Here is a 26,500-nt window from a genome sequence, read left to right as displayed (position 1 = left end):
TGGCGGGGGTTCTGCCGAGTGCCGTTGGGTGTCATACGGGATCTGCGATGGCTATTTTTGGCAAAAACGGCAAAAGAAAACCACCCCCCACGTTACGAAAATGAACCCACCTAAAACAGGTGGGTGCCCTCATCGACCGTTCCAGCGTCCTTAACAACGAAGGATACCTGTACTACGTACGACTGTGTGGGCTCCCTAAATAAACGCGACGGTTCACCCAGTTGCTCCGCGGGGGGCGGAATACTTACATCATAAAGCTGCACTTTATCGATTCCAGTCTTGACATTACAAAAATCGTGTCGGACGATTACGGCGCCTTGGGCTCGAGCCGTCTGCGCGGTTGGTCCTTTTGCGTTTGAGCTGCTGAATCGTTGTTTTGGAGCATGTTTTTATGCCGACGTCGTTGACCGAACTTTTTTCGCCCGCCTGCCATTTGTGTCCGCGCCGTTGCGGTGCGGCGCGCGATGAGGGTGCGCGCGGCGTATGCGGTGCTAACGACACGCTCAAGGTGGCCCGTGCGGCGCTTCATATGTGGGAGGAGCCGCCTATCTCGGGCGAGGCCGGTTCGGGCACGATTTTCTTTAGCGGCTGCTCGCTCAAATGCGTCTATTGCCAGAACCACGAGATCTCGACGGGCAATTTTGGGATTGAAATTTCGCCCGAGCGCCTGGTCGAGATTATGTTGGAGCTGCAGGACCAGGGTGCAAACAATATTAACTTGGTGACGGCGACGCACTACGCGCACCTGCTGCCGGCTGCGATTGCCGCGGCACGGGCGCGCGGACTGGTTGTTCCAATCGTCTACAACACAAGCGGTTATGAGCGCGCGAGTGCCGTGGCGGCGCTCGGCGATCTGGTCGATGTGTGGCTAACCGACTTTAAATATGCCGATGCGGGGCTTGCGCAGTCGCTCTCCCACATTAAGGACTACCCGCGTGTGGCCGTGTCGGGTTTGGCGCAAATGGCGCGCGAGATTGAGCGCCGTGGGGGAGAGCTGGTGGACGAGGATGGGCTCATGAAGCGCGGCATGATCGTGCGTCACCTGGTGTTGCCGGGACATGCGGACGATTCGTGTCGCGTGTTGGACCTGGTGTGGCAGACGGTGGGTGATGTGCCGATCTCGGTCATGAACCAGTACACGCCCAATGCGCTCATGCGCGAGCAGGGCGGCGACTTGGCGCGAGCCGTGACGCGCGAGGAGTACGAGCGGGTGCTCGACCATGCCGACGACCTGGGCTTTACGACGATGTTCTGGCAAGAGGGCGGCGCGGTAGACGAGAGCTTTACCCCGGCGTTCGACACCACTGGCGTCCTCACCAGCGCAAAGTAGCTCTTTTGAGCAGTCTTTTTGGGACGGGGCTATTTTAGCTGCCCCTGCCGTTAATCGTCCAAATCGTTTTCGCTATCTGCCTGGGTAGCTAAAATAGCCCCGTCCCAAAAAGACTGCTCCCGGTGGGGGTCGAGCTACCATCCGAAAAGTAGTCAAAAAAGCCCCGTCCCAAAAAGACTGGGTATTGGGCGTTGACAGTTGGCGAGCCGTAGGTAAAATAACAACTTGTCCTGGGGACGTAGCTCAGTTGGGAGAGCGCTGCCGTCGCATGGCAGAGGCCGAGGGTTCGACTCCCTTCGTCTCCACCCTTGGATTTGATAAGCCGTCGACATTGTGTCGGCGGCTTTTTTTGAAAGAAAGGGCTGCACTATGGCCGAGCTTGATTCCCAACCATTGTCCGACGAGGAGCGCGCCGAGTTGGAAGAGCTCCGCGCTGAGAAGGCCCGCCGCGAGGCCCAGGAAGAGGCCCGGCGCGAGCGTGAGGAGCTGGCCGCCCTGCGTGCCGAGCATGCGAAGGCCGAGGAGGCCGCTGCCAAGGCCGCATCCGAGCGCAAGCCCGCGCCCGCGCTCAAGCCCGCCGCTGCGAAGCCTGCGCCTGCTGCACCCAAGCCTCAGCCTAAAAAAGCCGCCCGCCCCAAGCCCGCCGAGCCCAAGCCGAGCCGTGACGAGATGACGTTTGCCCAGCGCATGGTCACTTCTAAGGAGCCCACGGCCGAGGGCGAGATCCCCGGTATGGCCCCGGCTCAAAAGATCATCATCGCGCTCGCCTTGGTCGCGTTTGTCGTCTTTATGGGCTACACGATCATGACCAGCATGGGCCTGCTCTAACCGATTTGCATCGGGCGTCATGTCCGCATGCTCTGCTCTCGTCCAACCCTCAACCTCTGCACAACGCATCCGAAAGGTCGCCCCATGGCTTTGACCGACATCTCGCATCCCACCGACATCGCAATGCTCACCGATCTGTACGAGCTCACTATGGCCCAGGGCCTGTGGGAGAGCGGCAAGGCCAATGAGCAGGGCTGTTTTACCGCGTTTTACCGTGACCATCCGTTTGGCAGCGCCTACGCCGTTATGTGCGGCACCGCCGAGCTGCCCGAGCTGGTCGAAAACCTTCGCTTTACGCCCGAGGATATCGACTACCTCGCATCGCTCCAGGCCCCGGCCGGCGGCGCGATGTTCAAGCCCGAATTCCTCGACTACCTGCGCGATTTTCGTGCGCATGTAAACATCGACGCCGTTCCCGAGGGCGAGCTCGTCTTTCCGCGCGAGCCCATGGTGCGCGTCACCGGCCCCGCGCTGGAGTGCCAGCTGCTCGAGACGGCGCTGCTCAACATTGTCGGCTTCCAGACGCTTGTCGCCACCAAGACGGCGCGCGTGGTGCTGGCGGCGGACGGCCGTCCCGTGGCCGAGTTTGGCCTGCGCCGCGCCCAGGGTCCCGATGGCGGTCTGGCCGTCGCGCGCGCGAGCTACGTTGCCGGCTGTTCCTCTACGTCCAATGTGCTCGCCGGTCGCCGCTACGGTATTCCCGTCTTTGGCACGCATGCGCACAGCTGGGTGATGAGCTTCGATTCCGAGCTCGAGGCTTTCCGTGCCTTTGCCAAGTCGAGCCCCAAGAACTGCACGCTACTCATTGACACCTACGACGTGCGCGAGGGCTGCGAGCATGCCATTACGGTTGCCAAGGAGATGGAGGCGGCGGGCGAGCGTCTGTCGGCCATTCGCATCGATTCCGGCGACCTCGCCAAGCTGTCCAAGTATGTCCGCGGCCGTTTCGATGCCGAGGGCTTGCCCTATGTGGGGATCTCGGTTTCTAACGATCTGGATGAATACACGATTCAGTCGCTGCTCGACCAGGGCGCGCCCATTGATAGCTTTGGCGTGGGCACCAAGCTCGCGACCTGCTACGACCAACCGGCACTGGGCGGCGTGTACAAGCTTTCCGCCCGCCGTGCGAGCGAGATGGACCCGTGGACGCCGGTGGTCAAGCTCTCCGAGCAGCCCTACAAGCGCACGATTCCGGGCGTGCAGCGCGTGCGCCGCTATTACGACGGCTTTGGCGGCCCGGTCTGCGACATGATCTATGACGAGGACCATCTGGCGGGGGTGGGCGCCGCGCGCGGCAATACCCTCGTGGCCGTGAACGATGCCGCCCTGGTGACCGACGTGTCCGAGCTTGAGTATCGCGAGCTGCTGGCGCCGATCGTGCGCGACGGCAGTGCTGTTGCCCCGCGCGAGAGCATCGAGGCCGCACGCGAGCGTTGCGCTTGGGCGCTGGACCATCTGGATCCGGTCTACAAGCGCTTCCTGTACCCGCAGACCTATGTGGTGGGCATGGAGCAGGGCCTGGCGCAGGTGCGCGACGAGCTCGTGCGCAAGAACATGGCCGCGGCTTCTGCCTTCCCCTGGGCTCGCTAATTTTGTTGGGTGTAGGGTGGAATTACGTTCCCTCGGCCGTCAGCTCGCCCGAACCCTCAACAGTTGATTGGTTTGACGTATGACGACTTCTTATAAAACGATGGTGGTAAAGATCGGTTCGTCCACGGTGGTGGGCGCCGATGGCAAGGTCAACCGCGCCTTTATCGGCGGACTTGCCGATCAGGCTGCTGCCCTGCGCAAACTCGGCTGGCGTCTGGTCGTGGTGAGTTCGGGCGCCATTGCCTGTGGCTATCCCGTGCTGGGCTTTGACCGCAAGCCGGTCGGTGACCTGCCGAGCCTGCAGGCCTGCGCCTCGGCCGGTCAGTGCATCATCTCGTCGGCCTACGACGAGGAGTTCCATGCGCGCGACCTGCTCACCTCGCTCGTGCTGCTCACGCGTCATGACACGGCCCGTCGCACGTCCTATCTGCACGCGCGCGACGCGCTGCTGCGTCTGGTGGAACTGGGCGTGGTGCCGGTCGTCAACGAGAACGACACCGTTACCGTCGACGAGATCAAGTTTGGCGACAACGACACGCTGGCGGCGCTTGTGGGCTGCTTGGTTTCTGCCGACCTGTGCGTGACGCTCTCGGACATCGATGGCCTCTATACCGCCAATCCGCACGAGGACCCCACGGCCGAGTTCGTCCCGGTCGTGCATAAGATCGATGCCAAGATTATCGCCTCGGCGGGCGATTCTTCCACATCGGTTGGCACAGGCGGCATGATTACCAAGATCCGCGCGAGCCGCATCCTGATGACGGCTGGCATTCAGAGCGTGATTTGCTCGGGCGAGGAGCCCGATGCGCTCGTGCGCCTTGCCCGCGGCGAGAGCGTGGGCACGCTGTTCGATCCGCCGGCGGAGCGCCTGGACATTGCGCCCCGCAAGCTGTGGATTGCACTGGGCGACAAGGCGCATGGCTCGGTGACGGTCGATGACGGCGCCGCGAAGGCGCTGATCAGCCGCGGTTCTTCCCTGCTTGCGGTGGGTATTCGCGAGGTCGATGGCACGTTTGCCGAGGGCGATGTGCTCGACGTGTGCGACCCGAGCGGTATGGTTGTCGCCCGCGGTATCGCCGAGGCCGATTCGGACGTGCTGGAGCTTGCAGCCGGACGCCGCCAGGACCAGATTGCCGGCAACCGCTTGCTGGCAGACTTGGCCGAGAAGCCCGCGATCCACCGAGACAACTTGATCGTCTTTGCATAAAGAAAGACAGCGCTGCGGATCGTTTCCCGCAGCGTTGTCTTTCTCGTGCCGGCACTTGGGGACGTTTCTTATGTGCCGGCAGGTGGGGACACTCCTTTGCTAGAAGATTCGACGCAGGTCTCCGCGGTTGAGGGCCTCGTCGAAGAGGTGCTTGAATACCACACTGCCGTGCAGGCCGTCGTGCTCGAACTCGTTCGTCACCCAGGCATGTGAGTTGCCCACGCGGCTGAGCGTGTCGAGCTGCAGGCCCGAATCCACGTACATGTCGTCGAAATACACCGCGGCTTGGAGTGGCACCTCGTTGCAGGCCAGGCGCTGCGGGTCGTAAATCTTGTCCCAGCTGGTGTCTTCCATCAGCAGGTCCATGGCGGGCTTGAAGGGCTTGAGCTCGGGCATCTGCTCAAACATCCACGGGAACATGGCCTCGCCGGTAAACATGAGTGGGCGCGCGAGGGTGTCGAACTCGGCACGATGGGCCTTTTCCTCGGCGGCTGCCCAGCCAATAGGCATCGTGTCGCCATCGGCGTAGATGAACTCCTGCAGCGTCCAGTACAGCGGATTCGTGCGCGTGTTGGTGCGCTCGAAGGCGCGCATCAAAAAGCTGTCTGATACCGAGGAGCCGCAGCTCAGCGTACCGTCGCCATTAACAAACGCGTGGTCGATAATCCAGTGCATGCGCTCAAAGCTCGGCTTCATGCCAAAGTCGCTGCCCATGAGCTGCAGGCGCTCGACCGTCATCGGCGAGCCGTCGGGCAGCGCGGGCTTTTGCTCCTCGAGGGCATCTGCCAGGGCCGCCACGCGCTCGACGTCGGCGGGGTAGCGGTCGTAATACTGCTGAGTCTTGGCCGCCATACGCGGGAAGGTGTGCGCGTAGACCTCGCTGGCACTCGCCGGCACGTGCGGAATGCCACCGCAGGTAAAGCTCGCCGTCACGCCCTCGGGGAAGAGCGACAGATAGCTCAACGTCAAAAAGCCGCCGTAGCTCTGGCCGAGTGTGACCCAGGGCTTGCCGCCAAAGCCCACCAGGCGCAGGTACTCAAAGTCGCGCACGATGGAGCTGGCGAGGTGGCGCTTGAGGAAGTCCGCCTGCGAGCGGGCCGCATCGGAGCCTGCCGCCTCGGCGCGCTCGCCCAGTGCGGCAATCGTGCGCCCGTCTACACAGCTGCTGCGCCCGGTACCGCGCTGGTCGGGCAGGACGACGCGGAAGTGCTTGACGGCCTCCTCGATCCAGCCGTCGCTTGTGGGCGACAGCGGACGCGGGCTCTCGCCGCCGGGGCCGCCCTGCAAAAAGAGGAGGAGTGGCAGGTCGTCGTTGATACGGTCGGGAGCGCAAACCACGCGGTAGAAAAGCTTGATGCTCTCGGGTGCGCCGGCGATGGGCGCCGGCATGGCGCCGCGGCGCATGGTGCTGCCGAAGGCCAAAAGCATTGGCTCCAGGCCGCGCCAATCCAAGGGGACGTCGATGCTGTGGTCCTCGACATAGAGGCCGGGGACGTGGTACGAAGTGATGAGGGCCATGCGGTACTTCCGTTCGTTGCGGTGTTTCGGGTTGACCAATTCTACCGCCATGCGCGAGGGCATGCACAAATCGGCTACCATGGTTGGCAAACTACTAAGAGAAAGGGCCGTCCATGTCGGTCGATATAGCCACGTATGTCTACGATCTTGCCGTTGCCGCCAAGGCAGCGTCGGCCTCGCTTGCCACGGCGAGCGACGAGCAGCGCCAGGAGGCCGTGCGCGCCATGGCCGCGGCGCTGCGCGATGGCGTCGATTCCATCGTCGCCGCCAACGAGCTCGATATGTCCGCTGCGCGCGATGCGGGGACCTCGGCGGGGCTCCTCGACCGTCTGCTGCTGACGCCCGAGCGCGTCGAGGGCATGGCCGCCGGCCTGGAGAAGCTCGCTGAGCTGCCCGATCCCGTCGGCCGCGTGCTCGACCACCGCGTACTTGCAAGTGGTGTGGACCTCACCCGCGTGAGCGTGCCGTTGGGCCTGGTCGCCATGGTCTATGAGGCGCGTCCCAACGTGACGGCCGATGCCGCGGGCATCTGCATCCGCACCGGCAACGCCTGCATTCTGCGCGGCGGTTCGCTGGCCTATCACTCGTGCGCCATGATTGCCGAACTGCTGGCCGATGCGCTCGAGGCCAAGGGTTTCCCGCGCGAGGCTATCTCGATGATCGAGTCCACCGATCGCGAGGCCACCGGCGAGCTCATGAAGCTTCGCGGCATCGTCGACGTGCTTATTCCGCGTGGCGGTGCGGGCCTGATCCAGCGCTGCGTGCGCGAGTCGCTTGTGCCGGTTATCGAGACGGGCACGGGAAACTGCCACATCTACGTGCATGAGTCGGCCGACTTTGATAAAGCGCTCAATATTATCGTCAATGCTAAGACCCAGCGCGTGGGCGTGTGCAACGCCGCCGAGTCGCTGCTTGTGGACCGCGCCGTGGCGGATTCGTTTTTGCCGGCGGTCGTGGCCGTGCTGCACGACCACGGCGTGCTGATTCACGGCGACGAGGCCATGTGTGCCGCATGCGCCGCCGCCGGTCTTGCCGAGGGCGACGACTACGTGGACGCGACCGAGGAGGACTGGGGCCGCGAGTACCTGGCGCTCGAGATGAGCGTGAAGGTCGTGGCGAACGAGGACGAGGCCATCGCGCACATCAACCGCTATGGCACTATGCATTCCGAGGCCATCATCGCCGAGGACGCGGACGCCTGCGAGCGCTTTTTGGATGAGATCGATGCCTCGGCCGTGTATGCCAACGCCAGCACGCGCTTTACCGACGGCGGCGAGTTTGGCCTGGGCGCCGAGATCGGCATCTCGACCCAAAAGCTCCACGCCCGCGGCCCCTTTGCCGCCGAGGCCCTCACCACCTACAAATACAAGCTCCGCGGCACCGGCCAGGTCCGCCCCTAAACCTACCAAAAAGGGACAGGTTTATTTTGGCAGGTTTTATCTGCGGTTTTGCCGGGCGACGCGTTCGCCCGGCTTTTTTCTCCGTATGCCTTTTCTGCCTTTCGGCTTGAGCCGCGGCGATATACGATAGTGACACCGTGTCTTAGCACCGACTCACCTGGAGGTATTGCCATGTCTCAGACGCTTTCCGCCGGAATCACCCGCGACCGTGCGTTCGAATTGCTCAACGAGCACAACAAAGATCCGTTCCACATCACCCACGGCGAGACGGTCGAGGGCACCATGCGCTACTTTGCGCGCGAGTTCGACCCCGAGAACGAGGAGTTTTGGGGCATCGTCGGACTGCTGCACGACTTGGATTGGGAGGAGCATGAGGACGACCCCGTGAACCACACCATCTATGCGGCCGAGATTCTGGAGGGCGAGGGTGCATCGCCCGAGCTCATCCGCGCCATCCAGACGCATACCTCGGACTTCAATGCCTCGCTGCCCAAGCCTGAGCTGCAGATGGAAAAGATCCTGTTTGCCTGCGACGAACTTACCGGCCTGATTGGGGCTGCCGTGATCATGCGTCCGAGCAAGAGCGTCATGGACTTTACGACCAAGTCGCTCAAGAAGAAGTTCAAGGACAAGCGCTTTGCCGCCGGCTGCTCGCGCGACGTGATTACGCAGGGCGCCGAGATGCTGGGCTGGGAGCTCCCCGAGCTTTTCGACCGCACCATCGCGGCCATGCAGTCCTTCGCGCCCGACCGCGACACCTTCCAGGCCTAACCTGCCAAAAAGGGACAGGTTTATTTTGGTAGGTTTTATCTGGGAAAACGCTCCCGTTGAACGTTATTCAGCGGAAGCGTTTTCTGTTTAACATGGTGGCGCTTGCGAATGGCGGCGCCTCGCGGCAGGCAGCTGCGCTTCGCCGTACCCGTAACTCGGCAAACGCGACGCTAGGACGCGTTCTTGATAATCCATATTCCGAGTCCGGTCAGCAGCTGAACCTGCTTAACGGTTAGCCCTTCTTTTCGAAGCTCGAGAATCGCCTCGTTGCGAAGTGGCTTGGAGACGGATTTGAGTTCCGTCGGAGCGCATCCTGCGACACTCTGCACGATTGCCGTGCCAAATGAATATGGTTTCCCATAAGGCACCAAGCGATAAGCTCGATATTGTGTTTGGGGAGGATTGCATCGAGGATCTGAAGCATGGCGATTCGGTCCTCGGCATCGTCAAACAGCAATTGCCCTCCGTTTCCACGCAACGTGACGTGGAAATAACCGGTTGGTGACTTTGAACGAGGTTTTCTCGGCATGGCCCCTCCTTTAGCTTGGATGGGCTGAAGATACCTCATTCGGGGGCTTCGGTTGTCGAGATTCAGTTCACCGACTATAGCTGCTACCTGCCGAAATGTTATTGCGTTTTCAAATTGATGCTTTTTAATGGTAATTGAGCAAGACGGGTGCGCTTGTTGCGGATACGGGCGTTGGTTGCGTCGATCTGGACGGCCCTCGCGTGATGTCATCACAAATGGGCTTCACGCATTTTCGCGGCGATAAAAAATGGCCGGGGCTTACAAACAAAACGGAGCACCCGACCATTTACCAATTGTTTGTTGACGTTTCCCCAGATAAAACCTGCCAAAATAAACCTGTCCCTTTTTGGCAGGTTAGTTGAGGGCGGCTTGGGATAGGCGGGCTTCGGCGTCCTCCTCGGTGACGCCCAGGGCCACGGCAATCTCCTCGATGGAGCGGCGCTTGGCTTCCTTGAGTACGCGCATGTAGTAGGAGCTGGGTTTTTTATCTGCTTCCTCGGCCTGGCGAATACGGTGCATCATTGTTTTTGCCACGCGGACCGTCTCGGGCGCACCCAGCTTGAGCTGCTGCTTAAAGTGCGTCTCCTCGAGCGAGCTGTTGCGCTCGGTAAAGGTGTCGCACTCCAGCTCGTCGTAATGGCTCAGTAGGTGCTCGGCATCTTGCTGGGAGATGGCGGCATGCAGACGGTCGGCCTGCGCCACGGGGTACATGAGGATCGTCTGCGCATGTCCCTGCTTGGTCTCGAGCAACAGCATGGGCTGCGGTGTGTCTTCCCTAAAACCGACGACGGTGCAGACTCCCTGACCCGGATGAATGACGTGTTGACCGATTGAGAACATGCTACCTCCAACTTATACGAATTTACGTATGTCTAGAATACCACGCTGACGTGCGCAAACCCTTACTTTATGCAGGAAAAGCACACAAATCTGATAGGTAAGAGTATTCGATATTCTGAGCTGCCCATGCAGATGTTTATGCATTTTCGGCGGGTGCACAACCAGCAGGCAGACCGCCATCTTTGAATGGCCTTGCGACAACTGTGGTCAATTATGTGCATATGCAATATCGATTGACTTTACCCTGCGACAGTAGTTACCGCTTGTGATAGAGTGCTGCAAACTCTGGCTTTTGCCCTACGAGTGACCAAGAGCTCGGGGGCTTTAACACAAGGAGGATCTATGCCCGAGAAGATTGAAGAGCTGGTACGCGCTGCGCTTGCTGCGGCCCAGGAGGCCGGCGACCTTTCCGCATTTGAACTTGACGATTGCGCTATCGAGCGACCGGCTGACACTTCTCATGGCGAGTGGACCTCCACCATGGCCCTGAAGTCCGCCAAGCTGGCTCACTGCGCCCCGCGCAAGATCGCCGAGGCCGTCGTAGCCCATATGCCCGAGGATCCCGCGATCGAGAAGGTCGAGATCGCCGGCCCTGGCTTCATCAACTTCTACCTCTCCGTCGCCGTCAAGAACGCTATCTTCGGCGAGGCTCGCGAGAAGGGCATGGACTTCGCTAAGTCCAACGTCGGCGGCGGCCTGAAGACCCAGGTCGAGTTTGTCTCCGCCAACCCCGTCGGCCCCATGCATATTGGCCATGGCCGTTGGGCCGCTCTGGGCGACTCCCTCTGCCGCGTTATGGACCATGCCGGTTACGATATCCAGCGTGAGTTCTATATCAACGACCACGGCTCTCAGATGAACACCTTCGGCAACTCCATCAGCACGCGCTATATGCAGCTTGCCGACATCATCGCCAAGCAGGGCGTGGATATCGACGAGGCTCACAAGCTGCTGATTGCCGACCGCGATGCTTTTGTTGCCGACGAGAACGACGAGCATCCCGAGACCCATCCGTATCAGGACAACTTTGCCGAGACTCTGGGCAAGGATTCCTACGGCGGCGACTACATCATCGACGAGGCCGCCGAGTTCTGGCGCACCGACGGTGACAAGTGGGTCGACGCCGATCCGCAGGAGCGTATGGAGAGCTTCCGCGAGCGCGGCTACGTAAAGATGGTCGACAACATGCGTAATCTCTGCCACGCCGTCAACTGCGACTTCGATCGTTGGTTCTCCGAGCGCTCGCTGTACGTGAAGGACACCGAGGGCGAGACCGCCGGCACCTCCGCCGTCGACCGCGCTTTTGAGAAGCTCGACAAGATGGGCTACCTCTACACCAAGGACGGCGCTCTGTGGTTCCGCTCCACCGACCTGGGCGACGACAAGGACCGCGTCCTGATCAAGTCCGACGGCGAGTACACCTACTTCGCCTCCGACGTCGCCTATCACTGGGACAAGTTCCAGCGCGTCGACCACGTCATCGACATCTGGGGCGCCGACCACCATGGCTACATCGACCGCGTCCGCTGTGTCTGCGACGCTCTTGGCTATCCCGGCAAGTTCGAGGTTCTGCTGGGCCAGCTCGTCAACCTGCTGCGCAACGGCAAGCCCGTCCGTATGTCCAAGCGCAAGGGCACCATGGTGACCCTGCAGGAGCTTGTTGACGAGGTCGGCTCCGACGCCGCCCGTTACACGCTCATCTCCAAGAGCTCCAACCAGATGGTCGACTTCGATATCGAGGCCGTTAAGAAGCGTGATAACTCCAACCCGGTCTACTACGTGCAGTACGCTCACGCTCGTGTGTGCTCCATTCTGCGCCGTGCCGCTGACGTTACGCCCGAGCAGGCTGACGAGATGGGCATGAAGGCCGTCGCCGCCAAGGCCATCGGCGAGAACGTCGATTACTCGCTGCTGACCGACCCGACCGAGCTTGCCCTTTCGCGTAAGCTCAACGAGCTCACCGACCTCATTGCCAGCTGTGCTCGCGACCGCGCCCCGTTCCGCCTGACGCACTTTGCCGAGGAGCTCGCCGGCGACTTCCACAGCTTCTACGCTGCCTGCCAGGTGCTTCCGAGCGAGGGCCGTCCCGTCGACCCCGAGCTTTCGCGCGCCCGTCTGGCCGCTTGCGACGCCGTCCGCGTGACGCTCGCCCTGGTGCTCACCCTCGTTGGCGTTTCTGCACCCGAGCAGATGTAATCTACGGGTCGTTTGACCGTGTAGGTTTGGCTTTGCTGAGCCCTATAAGCCCGATCTCCCATGCGGAGGTCGGGCTTTTTGCGTTTGGCGGGGCTTTTTGGCGTGTTGAAAAATGCTACAAAAACGCAACTATACCGGTTTACGGGGCTGAATCGCTGCCTGGCGACCATAGCAACAGCAGCGAAAATAAAATCGCAGGTAGACGGCTTGCCGCATATTAAAAATGCAGGGTATGGTTGGCTTACGCCGTTCTTGCACCGTAATCCGCGATCGTTTTGAAAACGACCCCTTGGGGACGGAGGAAAACGGATCATTTTTGTCCGGTGGGAGAGCGGTGCGAAACCCTCCGCCACGAAACGGGCTTATCTACTACGTTTAGTCGCATACCCCGAACCATGCCGAAAAGTACGATATTAAAACCGCAGGTAGCGGGCTTGCGATTTTAGGAAGATCGAGGGGATGGTCAGGGGTCGCGGGTCAAACGTAGTAGATAGGCGCGTTTCGTGGCGCGGCTATTCCGGATGCCACGGCTTCACTCCTCTGGTGCGACAGAGGAAGCGCTTTTGAGGGAGAGTGTCCCTTTTGACCAGTTGTATAAGAACGTCCAATGACTAAGTTGCAGGTGACAGTGGTTGTGTTACACTAACGCTGCGTATTTGACGTAATCATCTCGATACAGATCAATGATGCCCGTTGTGTTTTGAACGGAGCTAGACTGTTTAGCCGCCCTGAAGGTTTATGCAGGGAGCATGTGATCACAGGGCTTTAAAAGAAAGTTGAGCAAACACTGTGTCTGATCAACAGCAAGAAAATGAAATAAGCACGGCACAAACCACTCCCACTGCACCGGTTGCGTTGGACCAAATCGCGAAACCCGCACCGTCGCAGGCGTCGGTCCCCGAGACACACCAGAACGCTGCCTCGGCTTTGAGTGAGAAGCCTGTTCCCGTCGCACCTGTTACCGGGGAGGAGGCTGCGCCCGTGAAGCCCAAGCGCACGCGTCGTGTGGCCAAGCCCGCTGCGGATGGCGATGAGGCCGCAAAGCCCAAACGCCGCACCACGCGCACGACGCGTGCCAAGCGTCCGGTTTCCGTCGAGGTTTCGGCGCCGCTTTCAGATGAGGTTGCGCAGGCCCGCGCGCTTGCGCAGATCAGCGAAGCCCAGGTTGTTCGTGCTCGCCGTCGTGCCGCCGAGCGCGATGCCGCGGCTCTGACCGAACTCGCGGCTCCGTCCGCCCCCGAGGCGCCTTCGGCTCCGGCTCCCGAGCAGGTAGCAGAAAAGCCGGCTCCGCGCACGCGCCGTCGCACGGCGGCCAAGGTCCAGCAGGCTGCCGAGCAGGCTTCGTCCGATGCCGCCGAGACCCCGGTTCGCTCTGCGGCGGTGGAGGACGCTTCCTCTGCTGAGTCTGTCGTGCCTGCCGAGGCCGGCGGTGCATTTGTCGTCGATCCTGCTTTGCGCCCGCATCGCCGCGGCCGCAAGCCCAAGGCATTTGTCGAGGCGGAGAAGGCGGCCGCTGCCGCGGCTTCTGTCCAAGATGCCCCGGCGTTCGTCGAGCCTACAGCGGCTGCCGTGGTTTCGGCCGTGGGTGCTGATGTTCCTGAGGTCGCTGTTTCTGCCGCTGCCGAGTCTGCCGACGTTCGTCCCGGGCGCAGCCGTCACACCGCAGCCAAACGCCCAGCTAAGGCAGAGGCGAAGTCCGGCGCCGAATCTGCGGTAGCTGAGTCTACCGAGGCGAGTGTCGACACGACTCCCGAGACGGAGGGCACCGATCGGTCGGCAGGCGAGAAGCCCAAGCGCACGCGCAAGAAATCTTCCAAGACCAAGTCTGCCGAACAGCAGGGGGATGCTGAGCAACAGCCCGAGTCCGACGCTAAGTCGGACGGCGAGACCCCGGCGACCGCCGATGCGCCTACGACGCCTGCCGTCGAGAGCGCTGAGGCCGAAGAGGGTTCCCGCCCCAACCGCCGTCAGCACAAGCGCAACGATGAGCGCAGCGAGCGCAAGGATGATCGCAACAACGACCGCCGCAGCCGTCAGCGCGACCGCAAACAGCGCAACAAGGAGCGCAACGCAGCTCCGACCGAGCCAACGCTTTCGCGCGAGGAGCTCGCGGCCATGAAGGTCGCCGAGCTGCGCGAGAAGGCCAAGGAGTTCGAGATCGAGACGACCGGCAAGAAGAAGGCCGAGCTCGTCGAAGAGATCTACACCACAGCCGCGAAGGCCGAGGGCTTCCGCGATATTAAGGGCATCCTGCAGATTCGCCCGGACAGCTCCGGCATCATCCATGCCCACGGCTACATGAAGTCCAATGACGACGCCTTCGTGCCCGCCTACCTCATCCGCTCCGCGCGTCTGCGCACGGGCGACGTGATCGAGGGTTCGCTTCGTCCCTCGCGCGGCGGCGACAAGCGTGCCGGTCTCGCCAAAATTACGACCGTCAACGGTCTTGATCCTGAGCAGGCCCGTAACCGCCCCAAGTTCGGCGATCTCACGCCGGTCTACCCCAATGAGCCGCTGCGCATGGAGCATGGCAAGGATTCCATTACCGGTCGCGCCATCGATATCGTGTCGCCGATCGGCAAGGGTCAGCGTGGCCTGATCGTGTCACCGCCCAAGGCCGGTAAGACCACGATTCTCAAGAAGATCTGCCAGTCTATCTCGATCAACAATCCCGAGGTGCACCTCATCTGCCTGCTCGTCGACGAGCGCCCCGAAGAGGTCACCGATATGCAGCGCTCCATTGAGGGCGAGGTCGTGGCCTCGACCTTCGATATGCCCGCCGACAACCATACCCGCGTGGCCGAGCTCGTCATCGAGCGCGCCAAGCGCATCGTGGAGTTGGGCGGCGACGTCGTGGTGGTTCTCGACTCCATCACGCGTCTTGCCCGTGCGTACAACCTGGCGGCGCCCGCCTCGGGCCGCATCCTTTCGGGCGGCGTCGATTCGGCGGCCCTGTATCCGCCCAAGCGCTTCCTGGGTGCTGCCCGCAATATCGAAAACGGCGGCTCACTCACCATCCTTGCTTCCGCCCTTATCGATACCGGCTCCAAGATGGACGAGGTCATCTTTGAGGAGTTCAAGGGCACCGGCAACATGGAGCTCAAGCTCGATCGCGATCTGGCCGACCGCCGCATCTTCCCGGCCATCGACCCCGTTGCCTCGGGCACGCGCAACGAGGACCTGCTGGTCGACGAGCAGATGCGTCCGTTTGTCTTTGGCCTGCGCCGCATCCTCGCCGGCATGAACAATACCGAGCGCGCGGCAGCATCGTTTATCAAGGGCCTCAAGGGCACCAATACCAACCAGGAGTTCCTGGTGCGTTCGGCCAAAAAGCACAGCGACTACGAGCAGATGTTCTAGTCCGTCCGCTGCACGCGACAGCAACCATAGACATGCCAGAAGGGCCGGGGTTTAGATCCTGGCCCTTTTCGTATAGCCGCTCGCCAACGATTATTGACCTCACGACCGGCAAGCAGCGATTTTCCCGTTTCAATTCCGCTTCGTCGCTTGCAATCCCCAAGGGTGTTTCGCATAATAGCAGTTAAGCTTCGCGACGGAAAACGCAGATGAAACGAACCATATACCGTTGCTTTGGGGCTCAGGCCCCGCTTCATCTTCTCTCGCGCAGCCAACTGAATGATGCGATTTGGGTGCTGGAAGATGGGGAGAGCTCATGGCTTCTTCTGATGCAACACAACGAGCAGTCCTTGCCGGACTTTCCTGCGGGATCGGCCTTGCCGCACCCGTGGTCGTGTATGCCGCTACACTGCCGTTTTCGTCAATCAACGAGACGGTTGTCGCGGGTGCTGTTCCCTTTGCCGTGGGCGCAGTGGCCGGCGTGGGTATCTATGCCGCCTCGCTGGGTATCTCTGAGTATCGTGCGGAGCACGATGGCCGCCTGTTTGAGCCCGATGCCGTGGGCGGAGCCGCTCAGTTTAGTCGGACCTACAACGAGTTCAAGACCGCCTCTATTCCCGTTCAGCAGGAGGAGGCTGCTCCCCGGGCTGCTTCTCCTGTCACTTTGGACGAGCAGGGTCAATCCTCTTCGCTTCTCTCCGGTCTGACCGGCGCGTTTCAGCGCCGTCATGCCGATGATGGCGTTCCGACCATCGCCCGTGCCGCCAACGCCATGGACGAGGCCGATGCCTGGGCTATGATCGATAGCATGCTCGACGACGATTCGCCGGTTAGCTGCGATCCCGCTCGCTCGCGCGATGTCTACCAGGTCGCAATTGACGAGCTCACAAACGGTGAAAAGACTGGCTCCTATAACCGCGACGACATCGCTGCTGCCGCACGTGCCGTCTCGGGCTCTCATGCCGCCCCTGCGGGCAGCACTGCAGCTTTCGTGGCGCTTGTGGCCAACGCTGCCAATAATGCCGCCTATAACGGTGCTTCTTCGGCTGCGTACACCTCTGCCGCGGCGGCCGCTTCGACCGGCCAGCAGGGCGCAGCTCAGCCGGCTCCTGTCGCCGACCCCCTTGCCGATGAGCCCCTGGTTGTCGACGAGGAGACCATCGCCGCTCGTCGTGCTGCCGAAAGCTCGCTTTGGGGCGCTTCGGCCCAAATGCAGGCCGCGGAGGCGGTGCCGTACAACGCCAAGCTCGCCAGCATGCCCATCATTTCCGATGCCAAGGGTGTGGATCTCGCCGATTTGGACGAGCCCGCCGCCATCACTGCCTCTATCGATGCCCAGAATCGCGTGGATACCGACAGTCTCCCCGATGCCTCCCTCGAGGAAGATATCCCCATGGCCGATTATTCGGGCCACGAGGACATGTGGGCCGCCGCCATGGCGATCATGGCCGAGGTCGCCGAGCCCGCCCCCGCGCCGATGCCCACGCCTGCGGCCTCACCTGTGTCTGTTGCTCCCGTCTATGTCGGCCGCCACAGCTCCGTGTTTCCCGAGGATACCGCGCGTATCTCGCGCGAGGGTATCGAGCGCGCCGAGGCTATCGCCGCCGGCGTTATGGAAAACCGTCGCCACGAGCGCGTCAATCAGATCCTTGAGGAAGAGATCGAGCGCCTGCAGTCCTCTACCGCCAAGCGTACGGGCCGTGCCTATTTGAGTGTTATCGAGGGCGGTACCGCCAGTTTTACGCCGCTACGTGCCGAGGCCTAGTTCTGCATGATTAAGATCGATCGTAAGTGGGCGGTTGCGGCCTGCGCCATGGTGTTGCTGATTTGGGGCAATTCACTGGTTCCCGGCACGGGGTCCGGCTCACTGAGCCTGGCGATCATGGAGGACGTCCGCGGGCTATTGCATAGCTTGAGCCTGCCGTATGAATGGGTAACCAACTTTGTCGTCCGCAAGTGCGCACACTTTACCGAGTATATGGTGCTTGGTGTTTTGGTGACACATGCCTTTGATATCGAGGGTCGACGCACTTTTGACAGACTGCTTCCCACGGTGGTTTTTCTGTTGCTGGTCCCCTCAATCGACGAGACGATTCAGTTATTTGTGCCGGGGCGCGCCGGTATGATCACCGACGTGATGATTGACTGCTGCGGAGCGGCTACCGGCGTCGTGCTCCGATATCTCCTCCGATCGCTTGTATGCACCAGAAAGGCCGCCTAGGACGTTTTGCTTGGTCCTAGACGGCCTTGTGCGTTTGGGGGCCCTGCAGGACGCGATAGCGTTGTCTGCGCGTTATACGGGCCCGGCAATACCGTGTGTCGTTGGTGCACCCTTTACTGGAGCGCCTGTGCGCCAAGGGCCAGACAGCCCATGATGCCCTGCTTACCCTCGAGGCTGTTGTTGACAATGTAGGTATCGATGTCATTGACCTCGGGCGTGACGATATAGCCGTTGAGCATCTCGGCGCACTTTTTGCGGGCGAGCGGCACGATGGGGGTGTGGTCGGCCACGCCGCCGCCGATGATGATCTTTTGCGGCGCATAGCACAGCGTGTAGGTCATGAGCGCCTGTGCCAGATAGCCTGCGAGCAGGTCCATGGCCTCCGGGTCATCGGCCATGTCTCCGGCGCTTTTGCCATCCCAGCGCTTTTTAATGCCGGGGCCTGCGATGAGGCCCTCGAGGCAGTTGTCGTGGAAAGGGCAGCCGCTGTGCTCGCCGATGGTGTCGCGCGGATCGCGTGTGACCAGGATGTGCCCTGCCTCGGGATGCATCATGCCATGAACGAGCTGGCCGCCCGAGAGCACGCCGGCGCCCACGCCGGTGCCGATGGTCAGATACACCACGTCGGTGAGGCCCTGGGCGCAGCCAAAGGTGACCTCGCCCAAGCAGGCGACGTTGACGTCGGTATCGTAGCCACAGGGAATATTGAGCTCGTTTTGGATGGTGCCCAGCAGGTCAAAGTAACGCCATGCCGTCTTCGGCGTCTCCAAGATCTTGCCGTATTGGGGCGAGGCAGGGTTGACTGCGGTGGGGCCAAAGGCGCCGATGCCCAGCGCGGCGATGCCCTTGTTTGCAAACCAGGCGTTGACGGCCTCAACGGTCTCCTGCGGGGTCGTGGTTGCGATCTGCTCACGCTCCAGAACCGTACCGTCTGCATAGCCCGTGGCACAGACCATCTTGGTGCCGCCGGCCTCGAGCGCTCCGATAAGCTGCTGCTCTGCCATAGTATTCCTCCCCCTGGGACGAGTTGCTCCGTGGCTAAAGTATAGCGCTTTAAAAAAATTAAGAAAGCGCTATAAAAAGAAGCCCCACAACGCGCGTGCGGTGCGGGGCTTCTTTGGGTGCTTTAGTTGCCGGGCCGTCCTTACCCGCGCGGCTTGATTTTATCGCGTAGCGACTTGAGGTTCTCCAGCGCCGCGTTAATCGTCTCGTCTCGCTTGGCAAAGTGGAGGCGAATCAGATGGTTGACGGGCTCACGGAAGAAGCTCGAGCCGGGCACGGCGCCCACGCCCACCTTAGACGCGAGGTCCTCGCAGAAGTCGAGGTCGCTGTCATAGCCAAACTCAGAGATGTCCATCATGACGTAGTAGGCGCCCTGCGGCACGTTATGCTCAAGACCAATGCTATCGAGCCCCTGACAGAACAGATCGCGCTTGGCTGTGTAGAGATCGAGGACCTCCTGGTAATAGCTGTCGTCGAAGTTGAGGGCGGTGACGACGGCTTCCTGCAGGGGAGCGGCGGCACCCACAGTGAGGAAGTCGTGGACCTTCTTGATGCGCTCGGTAATCTGGGCCGGGGCGATGGTGTAGCCCAGACGCCAGCCGGTGATGGAGTACGTCTTGGATAGCGAACTGCAGCTGATGGTGCGCTCGAACATGCCGGGCAGCGTGGCCATATAGACGTGCTCGTGGGGCGCGTAGACGATGTGCTCGTATACCTCGTCGGTGATGCAGTAGGCGTCGTACTTTTTGCAGAGATCGGCGATAAAGGTGAGCTCTTCGCGCGTAAAGACCTTACCGCAGGGATTGGAAGGGTTGCATAGGACGATGGCCTTGGGGTCGTTGTCGCGGAAGGCCGCCTCGAGTGTCTCGCGGTCAAAGTCGAATGTGGGCGGGTTGAGCGGCACGTAGATGGGCTCGGCACCCGAAAGGATCGTGTCGGCGCCGTAGTTCTCGTAGAACGGCGAGAAGATGACGACCTTGTCGCCGGGGTTGGTGACCGTCATCATGGCAGCCATCATGGCCTCGGTGGAGCCGCAAGTGACCACGATGTTCTGGTTGGGGTCGATCGGCATGCCCATAAAGTGCTCCTGTTTGGCGGCAAGCGCCTCGCGCATGGCCTGGGAACCCCAGGTGATGGAGTACTGGTGGTAGAGCGGCTTAGGGTCGGTGGCGATGGTGCTCAGGCTCTTGAGCAGCTGCGCTGGGGGATCAAAGTCGGGGAAGCCCTGCGAGAGGTTGACGGCGCCGTACATATCGGAGATGCGCGTCATGCGGCGGATGACCGAATCGGTAAACGTTGCCGTGCGATTGGAGAGTTCTTTCATGCTTGTCCTTTCGAACATCGGGGTGGGGCAAGTTTACTCCTGTGGAACCGGTGGGATTTGCTCGAAATGGATCCGAAAAACTCTTTTCAAAATTCTTGAAAATTGGGGCTTGCGTCGCGTGGCGTTCCTTGCAATAATAGTCGAGCGCGAAGCGCACAGGACACGGTGGGTGTAGCTCAGTTGGCTAGAGCGACGGGTTGTGGTCCCGTAGGTCGAGGGTTCGAGTCCCTTTACCCACCCCAGTTCTTGCTTCGTGTTGATATCGGGTCGTTAGCTCAGTTGGTAGAGCAGGGGACTCTTAATCCCAAGGTCCAGGGTTCGACCCCCTGACGGCCCACCACACGATATCTCCTCTAAAGTCCGCTACTACGGACTTTAGCTTTGGGTCGTTAGCTCAGTTGGTAGAGCAGGGGACTCTTAATCCCAAGGTCCAGGGTTCGACCCCCTGACGGCCCACCAAAGCATGTTAAAGCGACTGGCTTCGGCTAGTCGCTTTTTTGTTGACCTCGCATGGGGTCGAACCCGAAAGGGCGCGGAGCTGAGGAAACGCGTAAGCGTTTGCCAGCGCAGCGCGCAAGGCGCGAAGCGCCGCAGCGGTCGCCTGCGCAGCAGGCTGACCCCCTGACGGCCCACCAAAGCATGTTAAAGCGACTGGCTTAGGCTGGTCGCTTTTTTTGTTGACCATACATGGGTCGAACCCGAAAGGGCACAGACGCTTTACAAGTCGAGCCTGCCCTGGGGGTCGGTGAATCCGTCTGTGCCCTCCTTGAGTTTTTTCTCGTCTGCTTTCACGCGACGTTCGAGCTTCTTTGTATCCTCGGCAGGCGGTAGATTCTCGGGGACAATTCCACGGTCGATGAGGCTGCCACGTACAATGGACCCCGTGCCACCTCGAGCTCACGGGGCCCATAGATATCGATTAGTTGTGTTCTGCTTTAGATGGGTGTCTAGTTTAGTCCGCTCGATAGTGCGATCCGAGGCTTTCGGTCCGTTTGCGCATGGCTTTGACCATTTCCGCTGCCAGCTGAATCTGCGATTGCAGGCGGGCGAGGGCTGCGATTTCGCTGTCCTGGGCTTTCTGCGTGCTCAAGGTCGTTGCCTCCGTCTTCAAGCCCTCAAGCTCGTGTAGTGCCTTGGATAGGCCCCCTTCGGTGCGGTTGATCATGCAATAGGTACTCATCGTGTGCTTAAGGCCGCGGGTCAGGCGCTCGGCGTCTGTTGTGGCAATGCCATGCTGGGGGAGGGCGACATCCGCCTTTGGGGCCACCTCAGGTGCATTCTGTGCTGCTTGGGCTGCCGAGGCGCCCGCGATGCGCCCAAACACGATGCCGTTGGCGCTTGACAGGCCACCAATGCGATCGGCCCCGTGCATGCCGCCTGTCGCCTCGCCGCAGGCATAGAGGCCCTCAACGCCCGTGTACGCGGTCTTGTCGATTTTGATGCCGCCATTGGCGGTGTGGGCATACATCGCCACACGCATCTCGTCGGTCGGCGCGATGCCGTGCTCGTCTTGTAGCCAGGTGGCAAAGGTCTGCACAAACTCGGGAACGTCCTCGCGGGGGAAGTCGTAGTGGAGCGCCAGACCTTCAGCACCCGCTTGATCGATGGCAAGATCGATGGCGCGGGAGGCCAAGCGCGAGGTGAAGGGACCATATCCGGAGCGTTGCTCAAGCAGATCGTCCAGCTTGTCGTCGGCGATATCGACCGGCTGGTCTACATGTACGTAGCGCCAGGTCTTCTCGTTAAAGACAAGGTTGCGCTTGGGCTCGATGAAGCCCGGCATCATCTGCATGAACTCTATATTAGTGAGCGTTGCGCCGTGTGCCAGCGCGATGGACTGCGAGGAGCTGAGCACGTCGGCGGAAGTGAGGCTTCGCTCGAACAGGCCACCCGTGCCGCCCGCAGCGATGATGGTGGCCTTGGCTGCCATAGGTACGAGATGCCCGTTTGTGCGGTCGTAGAGTACGGCGCCGATAATCTTTCCGGTCGTGTCCTCAACAAGATCGATTAGCTCGTGGCGGGGGAGTAGGCGAATGCCGAGAGACTTGATCTGGGCCGTACACGCGTCCTCAAGGGGCTTGCGGGTGAGGCCGCGCCATATGCGCGTCTTATGGTCAAAGCAGGGGATAAACTGCTTTTGCTGAGCGCTCTCGGCGCTTTGCGGGCGTTGGAGCTCAACACCTAGATCCTGCTCGAGCCATTGGATGGCCTGGGGAATACCGTGGACGAACGTCTGGACGAGCGTAGGGTCGGCGACACCGCCGCCGACGGCTCGGATGGTGTCGATGAGATCCTGTTCGTCGTCTTCGTTAACGGGACCGATGAGACCTAGGCCCCAGGTGCCCGGGAAAAAGCTCGATCCGCTCATGGTCTTGCCGGCGCTTGCGACGGCAACGGTCGCGCCCGCGCGCGCCGCTTCTATGGCAGCACAAAGGCCCGCAATGCCAGATCCTATTACCAGTACATCAGTCGATTCCATCGGATTCCTTTCTCGTCCGGCGCATTTTCGCATGGGTGATCGACTAATGCGATGCAAAGGCCGCGCTATTCGGTAAAGGGCGAATATGGCAGGTGGACGTCATACGCATTCGCTGGCTTCGTCTCCGGGCATCTCGTATTTCGCTGCAACTGATATATCGGACATCTATTTTGGAGTAGTCAATTTGAGACGGGGCTTTACGAGCTGTCCTGCGCCTCGGGTCGATCCGCTCGCCACGAAATGGGCCTATCTACTACGTCTGAGCGGTCACCCTCAACCATACCGAGAATTACAAAATTAAAACCGCAGGTAGACGGCTTATTGATTTTCAAAAAACCCAGCTATGGTCGACCTGCGCGGGTTAAACGTAGTAGATGGGCCGTTTTCGTGGAGCAATCCAAAGCGATTGGCTGTTTTGGAATAAAAAAGAGCCGCTATCCGGGTGGATAGCGGCTCCAAGGCTCAACTATATGAGCATCGCGCGGGCGCGATTAGGCCTTGAGGGCCTCCTCGACGGCGACAGCGCAGGCGACGGTGGCACCGACCATGGGGTTGTTGCCCATGCCGATGAGACCCATCATGTCGACGTGCGCAGGCACGGAGGAAGAACCGGCGAACTGGGCGTCGGAGTGCATACGGCCCATGGTGTCGGTCATGCCGTAAGAGGCAGGGCCGGCGCCCATGTTGTCCGGGTGCAGGGTACGGCCAGTGCCGCCACCAGAGGCGACGGAGAAGTACTTCTTGCCAGCCTCGATGCGCTCCTTCTTGTAGGTGCCAGCGACGGGGTGCTGGAAGCGCGTGGGGTTGGTGGAGTTGCCGGTGATCGAGATGTCGACGTTCTCGTGCCACATGATGGCAACGCCCTCGCGGACGTCGTCGGAGCCGTAGCAGTTAACGGCAGCACGGGGACCATCGGAGTAGGGGATGGTCTCGACGACCTTGAGCTCGCCCGTGTAGTAGTCGAACTGGGTCTTCACATAGGTGAAGCCGTTGATGCGGGCGATGATCTGGGCGGCGTCCTTGCCCAGACCGTTGAGGATAACGCGCAGCGGCTTCTTACGAGCCTTGTTGGCGTTCAGAGCCAGGCCGATAGCGCCCTCAGCGGCAGCGAAGGACTCGTGGCCGGCCAGGAAGGCGAAGCACTCGGTGTCGTCGGAGAGCAGCATAGCGCCCAGGTTGCCGTGGCCCAGACCGACCTTGCGGTCCTCGGCGACGGAGCCGGGAACGGTGAAGGCCTGGATGCCCTCGCCGATGATGGCGGCAGCCTCAGAAGCGTTCTTGGCGCCACGCTTGACAGCGAGAGCGCAGCCGAGGGTGTAGGCCCACTCGGCGTTCTGGAAGGCGATGGACTGGGTGTTGTTGACGATCTCACGCGGGTTGAAGCCCTTGTCGGTGCAGATCTGCAGAGCTTCCTCGAGGGAGGCGATGCCGTTGTCGGCGAGGCACTTGTTGATCTTGTCAGCGCGGCGCTCGTAACCTTCGAACGTAACAGTCATAGTTATTTCCCTCCCTTTCTACTCGTGAACCGGGAACACGCTGGCGACGGAGTGAGTCTCCTCGTCGGTGCGCGGGTCGATGTACTTGGCAGCGTTCTCCCACTGACCATAGTGGCCCATGGCGCCAGCGATGGCCTCCTCGGGGGTCTTGCCGGCCTTGACGGCGTCGGTGAACTTGCCGAGGTTCAGGAACTCGAACGCGATGATCTCGTTCTTGTCGTTGAGAGCCATGCGGGTGACGTAGCCCTGAGCGAGCTCGAGGTAACGAGCGCCCTTGGCCTTGGTGCCGAACATGGTGCCGACCTGAGAGCGAAGGCCCTTGCCGAGGTCGTCGAGGGAGGCGCCCACGGGCAGGCCGCCCTCGGAGAACGCGGTCTGGCTGCGGCCGTAAACGATCTGCAGGAAGATCTCGCGCATAGCAACGTTGATGGCGTCGCAGACGAGGTCGGTGTTGAGGGCCTCGAGGATGGTCTTGCCGGGAAGGATCTCGGAAGCCATGGCAGCAGAGTGGGTCATGCCCGAGCAGCCGATGGTCTCAACGAGGGCCTCCTCGATGATGCCGTCCTTGACGTTCAGCGTGAGCTTGCAGGCGCCCTGCTGAGGTGCGCACCAACCCACACCGTGCGTAAGACCGGAGATGTCGGAAATCTCCTTAGCCTGGACCCACTTGCCCTCCTCGGGGATGGGTGCGGGGCCGTGGTATGCACCCTTGGCAACGGGGCACATGTTCTCCACTTCCTGTGAGTACTGCATGCCTCTCCTCTCTATCGTGTTGGCGTCCCGTCTGGAGGTCGTGGCTGGTGATTGCCGGGCGACCCTTCGAAAGGGACATGACATGCAGCCCCTATAATACCGCGAAATGCACGGAATATTCGGCGAACGGCGCAGTTTTCGTAGCGAGAAACGCGGAACTTTCAATTGAAACGATTTAACAAGGTGGTTTGCGGTTATGCGTTACGTTTTAGGGGGTCAGCTTTGGTCAAGTATTTGGTTAGTTCTTGCCCCTGTTGCGGTGTCTAGCCTGTGGTTATGATGCCATTCGCCGTTGGTTTGCCGCCTTTTACCGTCGACGGGTGCCATTTTGCGTGAATGTTTTGATGGCACGTTTCAATCGTGATGTATTGGATGGTATGCAGGTCCCAGCGAAGGGAGCACTATGCAGCGCGTTTGGAAAACGATCACCGGTTTTTACCATGTCTGTGCCCGCGGTATGGGCAGTCAGCGGATCTTTGAGAGCGACGAGGACCGGTGGGAGTTTTTGGAGCTGATGCGCGACTGCTGCCGCGATGCCCAGGTAACGATTGTGGCGTGGTGCCTCATGGGCGACCATGTGGATCTGGTACTTCTGGATTATGAGGACAATATGAGTGCAGCCATGCAACGGTTGCTGTTGACGTATGCTCGTCGGTTCAATAAGCGTACCGGGCGATCGGGCTGCCTGTTCCGGGAACGTTTTGAGCGCCGTTCGCTCGATACCGACCGGCAGGTGATGGAGGCTGTTCGCTCCGTTCACGCCGATCCGCAGGATGCGGGCATCAACCTAATTGAGCGTTATCCCTGGAGCAGCTTTGCGGAGCATCTGCGCGTTTACGACGGTGACGAGGCAGATGCTAGGAGGGGATTTTCCGATCCTTCTTGCATGCTTGAGCTTTTTGGTTCGGCTAAGGCCTTTATTGCCTATTCGCTTTCGACGCCCGACGGCGGCGATCCGGCGATGCGCGATTTGGTAGAGATGGAGTTGGAGCGGCGCGCCTTTGCCGATGAGTTGGCGAAGGGATGCGGGGTTGCGCTCCAGAGGGTTAAAGCGGCGCCGCCGGCGCAGCGCAATATCGTTATTCTTGGCTTGCACGATGCTGGTTTTACGGTGCGCCAGATTGAGCGGTATACGGGGATAAGCAAAAGTACCGCTTCTCGTATTGTGCGCGCCCGTGCTCGAACGGCGGTGCGGACTGATGACAGCCTGGGATAGGGCTGTCTGCCCACTGGGACCATCATTCTAAATGCTTGGACGTTAACTACACTTCTAAATATGCATAGAATGATTGCCGTCTTGCATAAAACAATAGCTCAGTCCGGTTTTGCCCGTGCCTACCCCCGTCCACGCCGTGCAAAAAGCGGAGTTTTCAGCATCGTAGTGCTGTCGGAACTGCTATAACCTTGCAACTTGCGGGCCCCGAGACAATTATTTGTCTGCCAATACGCCCCGAAGCACGCGTTTGCGTCCCCGTAGACCGTAATGCCTGTTCTAAAACGCAATATATACGCGCCCGAAGGCGCTAATCTATGCTCGTGATTTGTATACACATAGCTTGGCGTGCTGAATACTCGCAAAAATGCACGCCGCACCCTATGGGACCCGTCTGCGGCAGGCAGGAGGCGAGCCGGAGCCTAGTAGGACGGTGCCTGGCGCTT

Annotated in this window: 18 protein-coding genes and 4 tRNA genes; 15 read left to right on the top strand and 7 right to left on the bottom strand. The window is 60.8% G+C overall.

Features of this window, described 5'->3' with window-relative positions:
* Positions 1 to 391: 391 nt before the first annotated feature.
* The 5 genes from ACQRC0_RS04030 (at position 392) to proB (ending at position 4,955) form a co-directional block, all read left to right on the top strand.
* Positions 392 to 1,330: a radical SAM protein gene (locus ACQRC0_RS04030; RefSeq protein ID WP_427727955.1), complete on the top strand. Its 939-nt coding sequence runs from the start codon at positions 392 to 394 to the stop codon at positions 1,328 to 1,330.
* 232 nt (positions 1,331 to 1,562) lie between these two features.
* Positions 1,563 to 1,635 (top strand) — tRNA-Ala (locus ACQRC0_RS04025).
* Positions 1,636 to 1,699: 64 nt separating this feature from the next.
* Positions 1,700 to 2,158 carry a hypothetical protein gene (locus tag ACQRC0_RS04020; protein WP_427727952.1) on the top strand — a complete coding sequence of 153 codons (459 nt, stop codon included), beginning with the start codon at positions 1,700 to 1,702 and terminating at the stop codon, positions 2,156 to 2,158.
* An 84-nt stretch (positions 2,159 to 2,242) separates the two neighbouring features.
* On the top strand, positions 2,243 to 3,748 hold the full coding sequence (locus ACQRC0_RS04015) for a nicotinate phosphoribosyltransferase (protein WP_427727949.1): 1,506 nt from the start codon (positions 2,243 to 2,245) through the stop codon (positions 3,746 to 3,748).
* A 79-nt stretch (positions 3,749 to 3,827) separates the two neighbouring features.
* Entirely contained in the window at positions 3,828 to 4,955 is a 1,128-nt protein-coding gene (proB, locus tag ACQRC0_RS04010; RefSeq protein WP_427727946.1) for a glutamate 5-kinase, read from the top strand.
* A 99-nt stretch (positions 4,956 to 5,054) separates the two neighbouring features.
* On the opposite strand, the gene ACQRC0_RS04005 is transcribed toward proB, so the two are convergent.
* The gene (locus ACQRC0_RS04005; protein ID WP_427727943.1) at positions 5,055 to 6,473 is read right to left on the bottom strand and encodes an alpha/beta fold hydrolase; all 1,419 of its coding nucleotides are present in this window, start codon (positions 6,471 to 6,473) and stop codon (positions 5,055 to 5,057) included.
* Positions 6,474 to 6,586: 113 nt separating this feature from the next.
* Between ACQRC0_RS04005 and ACQRC0_RS04000 the strand changes: the two genes are divergently transcribed.
* On the top strand, positions 6,587 to 7,873 hold the full coding sequence (locus ACQRC0_RS04000) for a glutamate-5-semialdehyde dehydrogenase (protein WP_427727941.1): 1,287 nt from the start codon (positions 6,587 to 6,589) through the stop codon (positions 7,871 to 7,873).
* A gap of 171 nt (positions 7,874 to 8,044) precedes the next feature.
* A complete protein-coding gene (locus ACQRC0_RS03995; RefSeq protein ID WP_427727938.1) occupies positions 8,045 to 8,644 on the top strand; it encodes an HD domain-containing protein in 600 nt (199 codons plus the stop codon).
* A gap of 883 nt (positions 8,645 to 9,527) precedes the next feature.
* Here ACQRC0_RS03995 and ACQRC0_RS03990 read toward each other — a convergent pair.
* On the bottom strand, positions 9,528 to 10,013 hold the full coding sequence (locus ACQRC0_RS03990; protein WP_427727935.1) for a CarD family transcriptional regulator: 486 nt from the start codon (positions 10,011 to 10,013) through the stop codon (positions 9,528 to 9,530).
* A gap of 342 nt (positions 10,014 to 10,355) precedes the next feature.
* Between ACQRC0_RS03990 and argS the strand changes: the two genes are divergently transcribed.
* The 4 genes from argS (at position 10,356) to ACQRC0_RS03970 (ending at position 17,787) form a co-directional block, all read left to right on the top strand.
* Positions 10,356 to 12,209, top strand: coding sequence for an arginine--tRNA ligase (gene argS / locus ACQRC0_RS03985; RefSeq protein WP_427727932.1), 1,854 nt, complete (start codon positions 10,356 to 10,358; stop codon positions 12,207 to 12,209).
* A 981-nt stretch (positions 12,210 to 13,190) separates the two neighbouring features.
* Positions 13,191 to 15,569 carry a transcription termination factor Rho gene (gene rho, locus ACQRC0_RS03980; protein ID WP_427727929.1) on the top strand — a complete coding sequence of 793 codons (2,379 nt, stop codon included), beginning with the start codon at positions 13,191 to 13,193 and terminating at the stop codon, positions 15,567 to 15,569.
* A gap of 313 nt (positions 15,570 to 15,882) precedes the next feature.
* Positions 15,883 to 17,331 (top strand): hypothetical protein, encoded by a 1,449-nt coding sequence (locus ACQRC0_RS03975; RefSeq protein ID WP_427727927.1) that lies wholly within the window; start codon positions 15,883 to 15,885, stop codon positions 17,329 to 17,331.
* 6 nt (positions 17,332 to 17,337) lie between these two features.
* Complete coding sequence (locus tag ACQRC0_RS03970) at positions 17,338 to 17,787, top strand: VanZ family protein (protein ID WP_427727924.1); 450 nt, start codon at positions 17,338 to 17,340, stop codon at positions 17,785 to 17,787.
* Positions 17,788 to 17,900: 113 nt separating this feature from the next.
* On the opposite strand, the gene ACQRC0_RS03965 is transcribed toward ACQRC0_RS03970, so the two are convergent.
* Both ACQRC0_RS03965 and ACQRC0_RS03960 read right to left on the bottom strand, forming a co-directional pair.
* Complete coding sequence (locus ACQRC0_RS03965; RefSeq protein WP_427727921.1) at positions 17,901 to 18,791, bottom strand: ROK family protein; 891 nt, start codon at positions 18,789 to 18,791, stop codon at positions 17,901 to 17,903.
* Between the two features lie 140 nt (positions 18,792 to 18,931).
* Positions 18,932 to 20,113 carry a pyridoxal phosphate-dependent aminotransferase gene (locus tag ACQRC0_RS03960; protein ID WP_427727918.1) on the bottom strand — a complete coding sequence of 394 codons (1,182 nt, stop codon included), beginning with the start codon at positions 20,111 to 20,113 and terminating at the stop codon, positions 18,932 to 18,934.
* 165 nt (positions 20,114 to 20,278) lie between these two features.
* Between ACQRC0_RS03960 and ACQRC0_RS03955 the strand changes: the two genes are divergently transcribed.
* The 3 genes from ACQRC0_RS03955 to ACQRC0_RS03945 all read left to right on the top strand — a co-directional run bounded on the left by ACQRC0_RS03955 (position 20,279) and on the right by ACQRC0_RS03945 (position 20,572).
* Positions 20,279 to 20,355: transfer RNA gene (locus ACQRC0_RS03955), tRNA-His, on the top strand.
* A 22-nt stretch (positions 20,356 to 20,377) separates the two neighbouring features.
* A tRNA-Lys gene (locus tag ACQRC0_RS03950) sits at positions 20,378 to 20,453 on the top strand.
* A gap of 43 nt (positions 20,454 to 20,496) precedes the next feature.
* A tRNA-Lys gene (locus ACQRC0_RS03945) sits at positions 20,497 to 20,572 on the top strand.
* A gap of 493 nt (positions 20,573 to 21,065) precedes the next feature.
* Here ACQRC0_RS03945 and ACQRC0_RS03940 read toward each other — a convergent pair.
* The 3 genes from ACQRC0_RS03940 to ACQRC0_RS03930 all read right to left on the bottom strand — a co-directional run bounded on the left by ACQRC0_RS03940 (position 21,066) and on the right by ACQRC0_RS03930 (position 24,841).
* Entirely contained in the window at positions 21,066 to 22,592 is a 1,527-nt protein-coding gene (locus ACQRC0_RS03940; protein ID WP_427727916.1) for an FAD-dependent oxidoreductase, read from the bottom strand.
* A gap of 491 nt (positions 22,593 to 23,083) precedes the next feature.
* The gene (locus tag ACQRC0_RS03935) at positions 23,084 to 24,088 is read right to left on the bottom strand and encodes a GGGtGRT protein (protein WP_154518278.1); all 1,005 of its coding nucleotides are present in this window, start codon (positions 24,086 to 24,088) and stop codon (positions 23,084 to 23,086) included.
* Positions 24,089 to 24,106: 18 nt separating this feature from the next.
* Positions 24,107 to 24,841 (bottom strand): iron-sulfur cluster assembly scaffold protein, encoded by a 735-nt coding sequence (locus ACQRC0_RS03930; protein ID WP_006235554.1) that lies wholly within the window; start codon positions 24,839 to 24,841, stop codon positions 24,107 to 24,109.
* A 403-nt stretch (positions 24,842 to 25,244) separates the two neighbouring features.
* Between ACQRC0_RS03930 and ACQRC0_RS03925 the strand changes: the two genes are divergently transcribed.
* Complete coding sequence (locus ACQRC0_RS03925) at positions 25,245 to 26,057, top strand: transposase (RefSeq protein ID WP_427727913.1); 813 nt, start codon at positions 25,245 to 25,247, stop codon at positions 26,055 to 26,057.
* Positions 26,058 to 26,500: the final 443 nt, after the last annotated feature.

This window comes from Collinsella sp. SGI.033, from assembly GCF_050315135.1.
Classification (GTDB): Bacteria; Actinomycetota; Coriobacteriia; order Coriobacteriales; family Coriobacteriaceae; genus Collinsella.
This window is presented reverse-complemented; position numbering and strand designations above follow the sequence as displayed.

Coding starts and splice junctions, on each gene's coding strand:
- ACQRC0_RS03930 (WP_006235554.1), bottom strand. CDS start 24,841: ATGCAGTACTCACAGGAAGTGGAGAACATGTGCCCCGTTGCCAAGGGT.
- ACQRC0_RS03940 (WP_427727916.1), bottom strand. CDS start 22,592: ATGGAATCGACTGATGTACTGGTAATAGGATCTGGCATTGCGGGCCTT.
- proB (WP_427727946.1), top strand. CDS start 3,828: ATGACGACTTCTTATAAAACGATGGTGGTAAAGATCGGTTCGTCCACG.
- ACQRC0_RS03970 (WP_427727924.1), top strand. CDS start 17,338: ATGATTAAGATCGATCGTAAGTGGGCGGTTGCGGCCTGCGCCATGGTG.
- ACQRC0_RS03935 (WP_154518278.1), bottom strand. CDS start 24,088: ATGACTGTTACGTTCGAAGGTTACGAGCGCCGCGCTGACAAGATCAAC.
- ACQRC0_RS03990 (WP_427727935.1), bottom strand. CDS start 10,013: ATGTTCTCAATCGGTCAACACGTCATTCATCCGGGTCAGGGAGTCTGC.
- ACQRC0_RS03965 (WP_427727921.1), bottom strand. CDS start 18,791: ATGGCAGAGCAGCAGCTTATCGGAGCGCTCGAGGCCGGCGGCACCAAG.
- ACQRC0_RS03975 (WP_427727927.1), top strand. CDS start 15,883: ATGGCTTCTTCTGATGCAACACAACGAGCAGTCCTTGCCGGACTTTCC.
- ACQRC0_RS04015 (WP_427727949.1), top strand. CDS start 2,243: ATGGCTTTGACCGACATCTCGCATCCCACCGACATCGCAATGCTCACC.
- ACQRC0_RS03995 (WP_427727938.1), top strand. CDS start 8,045: ATGTCTCAGACGCTTTCCGCCGGAATCACCCGCGACCGTGCGTTCGAA.
- ACQRC0_RS04005 (WP_427727943.1), bottom strand. CDS start 6,473: ATGGCCCTCATCACTTCGTACCACGTCCCCGGCCTCTATGTCGAGGAC.
- ACQRC0_RS03925 (WP_427727913.1), top strand. CDS start 25,245: ATGCAGCGCGTTTGGAAAACGATCACCGGTTTTTACCATGTCTGTGCC.
- ACQRC0_RS04000 (WP_427727941.1), top strand. CDS start 6,587: ATGTCGGTCGATATAGCCACGTATGTCTACGATCTTGCCGTTGCCGCC.
- ACQRC0_RS03960 (WP_427727918.1), bottom strand. CDS start 20,113: ATGAAAGAACTCTCCAATCGCACGGCAACGTTTACCGATTCGGTCATC.
- ACQRC0_RS04030 (WP_427727955.1), top strand. CDS start 392: ATGCCGACGTCGTTGACCGAACTTTTTTCGCCCGCCTGCCATTTGTGT.
- argS (WP_427727932.1), top strand. CDS start 10,356: ATGCCCGAGAAGATTGAAGAGCTGGTACGCGCTGCGCTTGCTGCGGCC.
- ACQRC0_RS04020 (WP_427727952.1), top strand. CDS start 1,700: ATGGCCGAGCTTGATTCCCAACCATTGTCCGACGAGGAGCGCGCCGAG.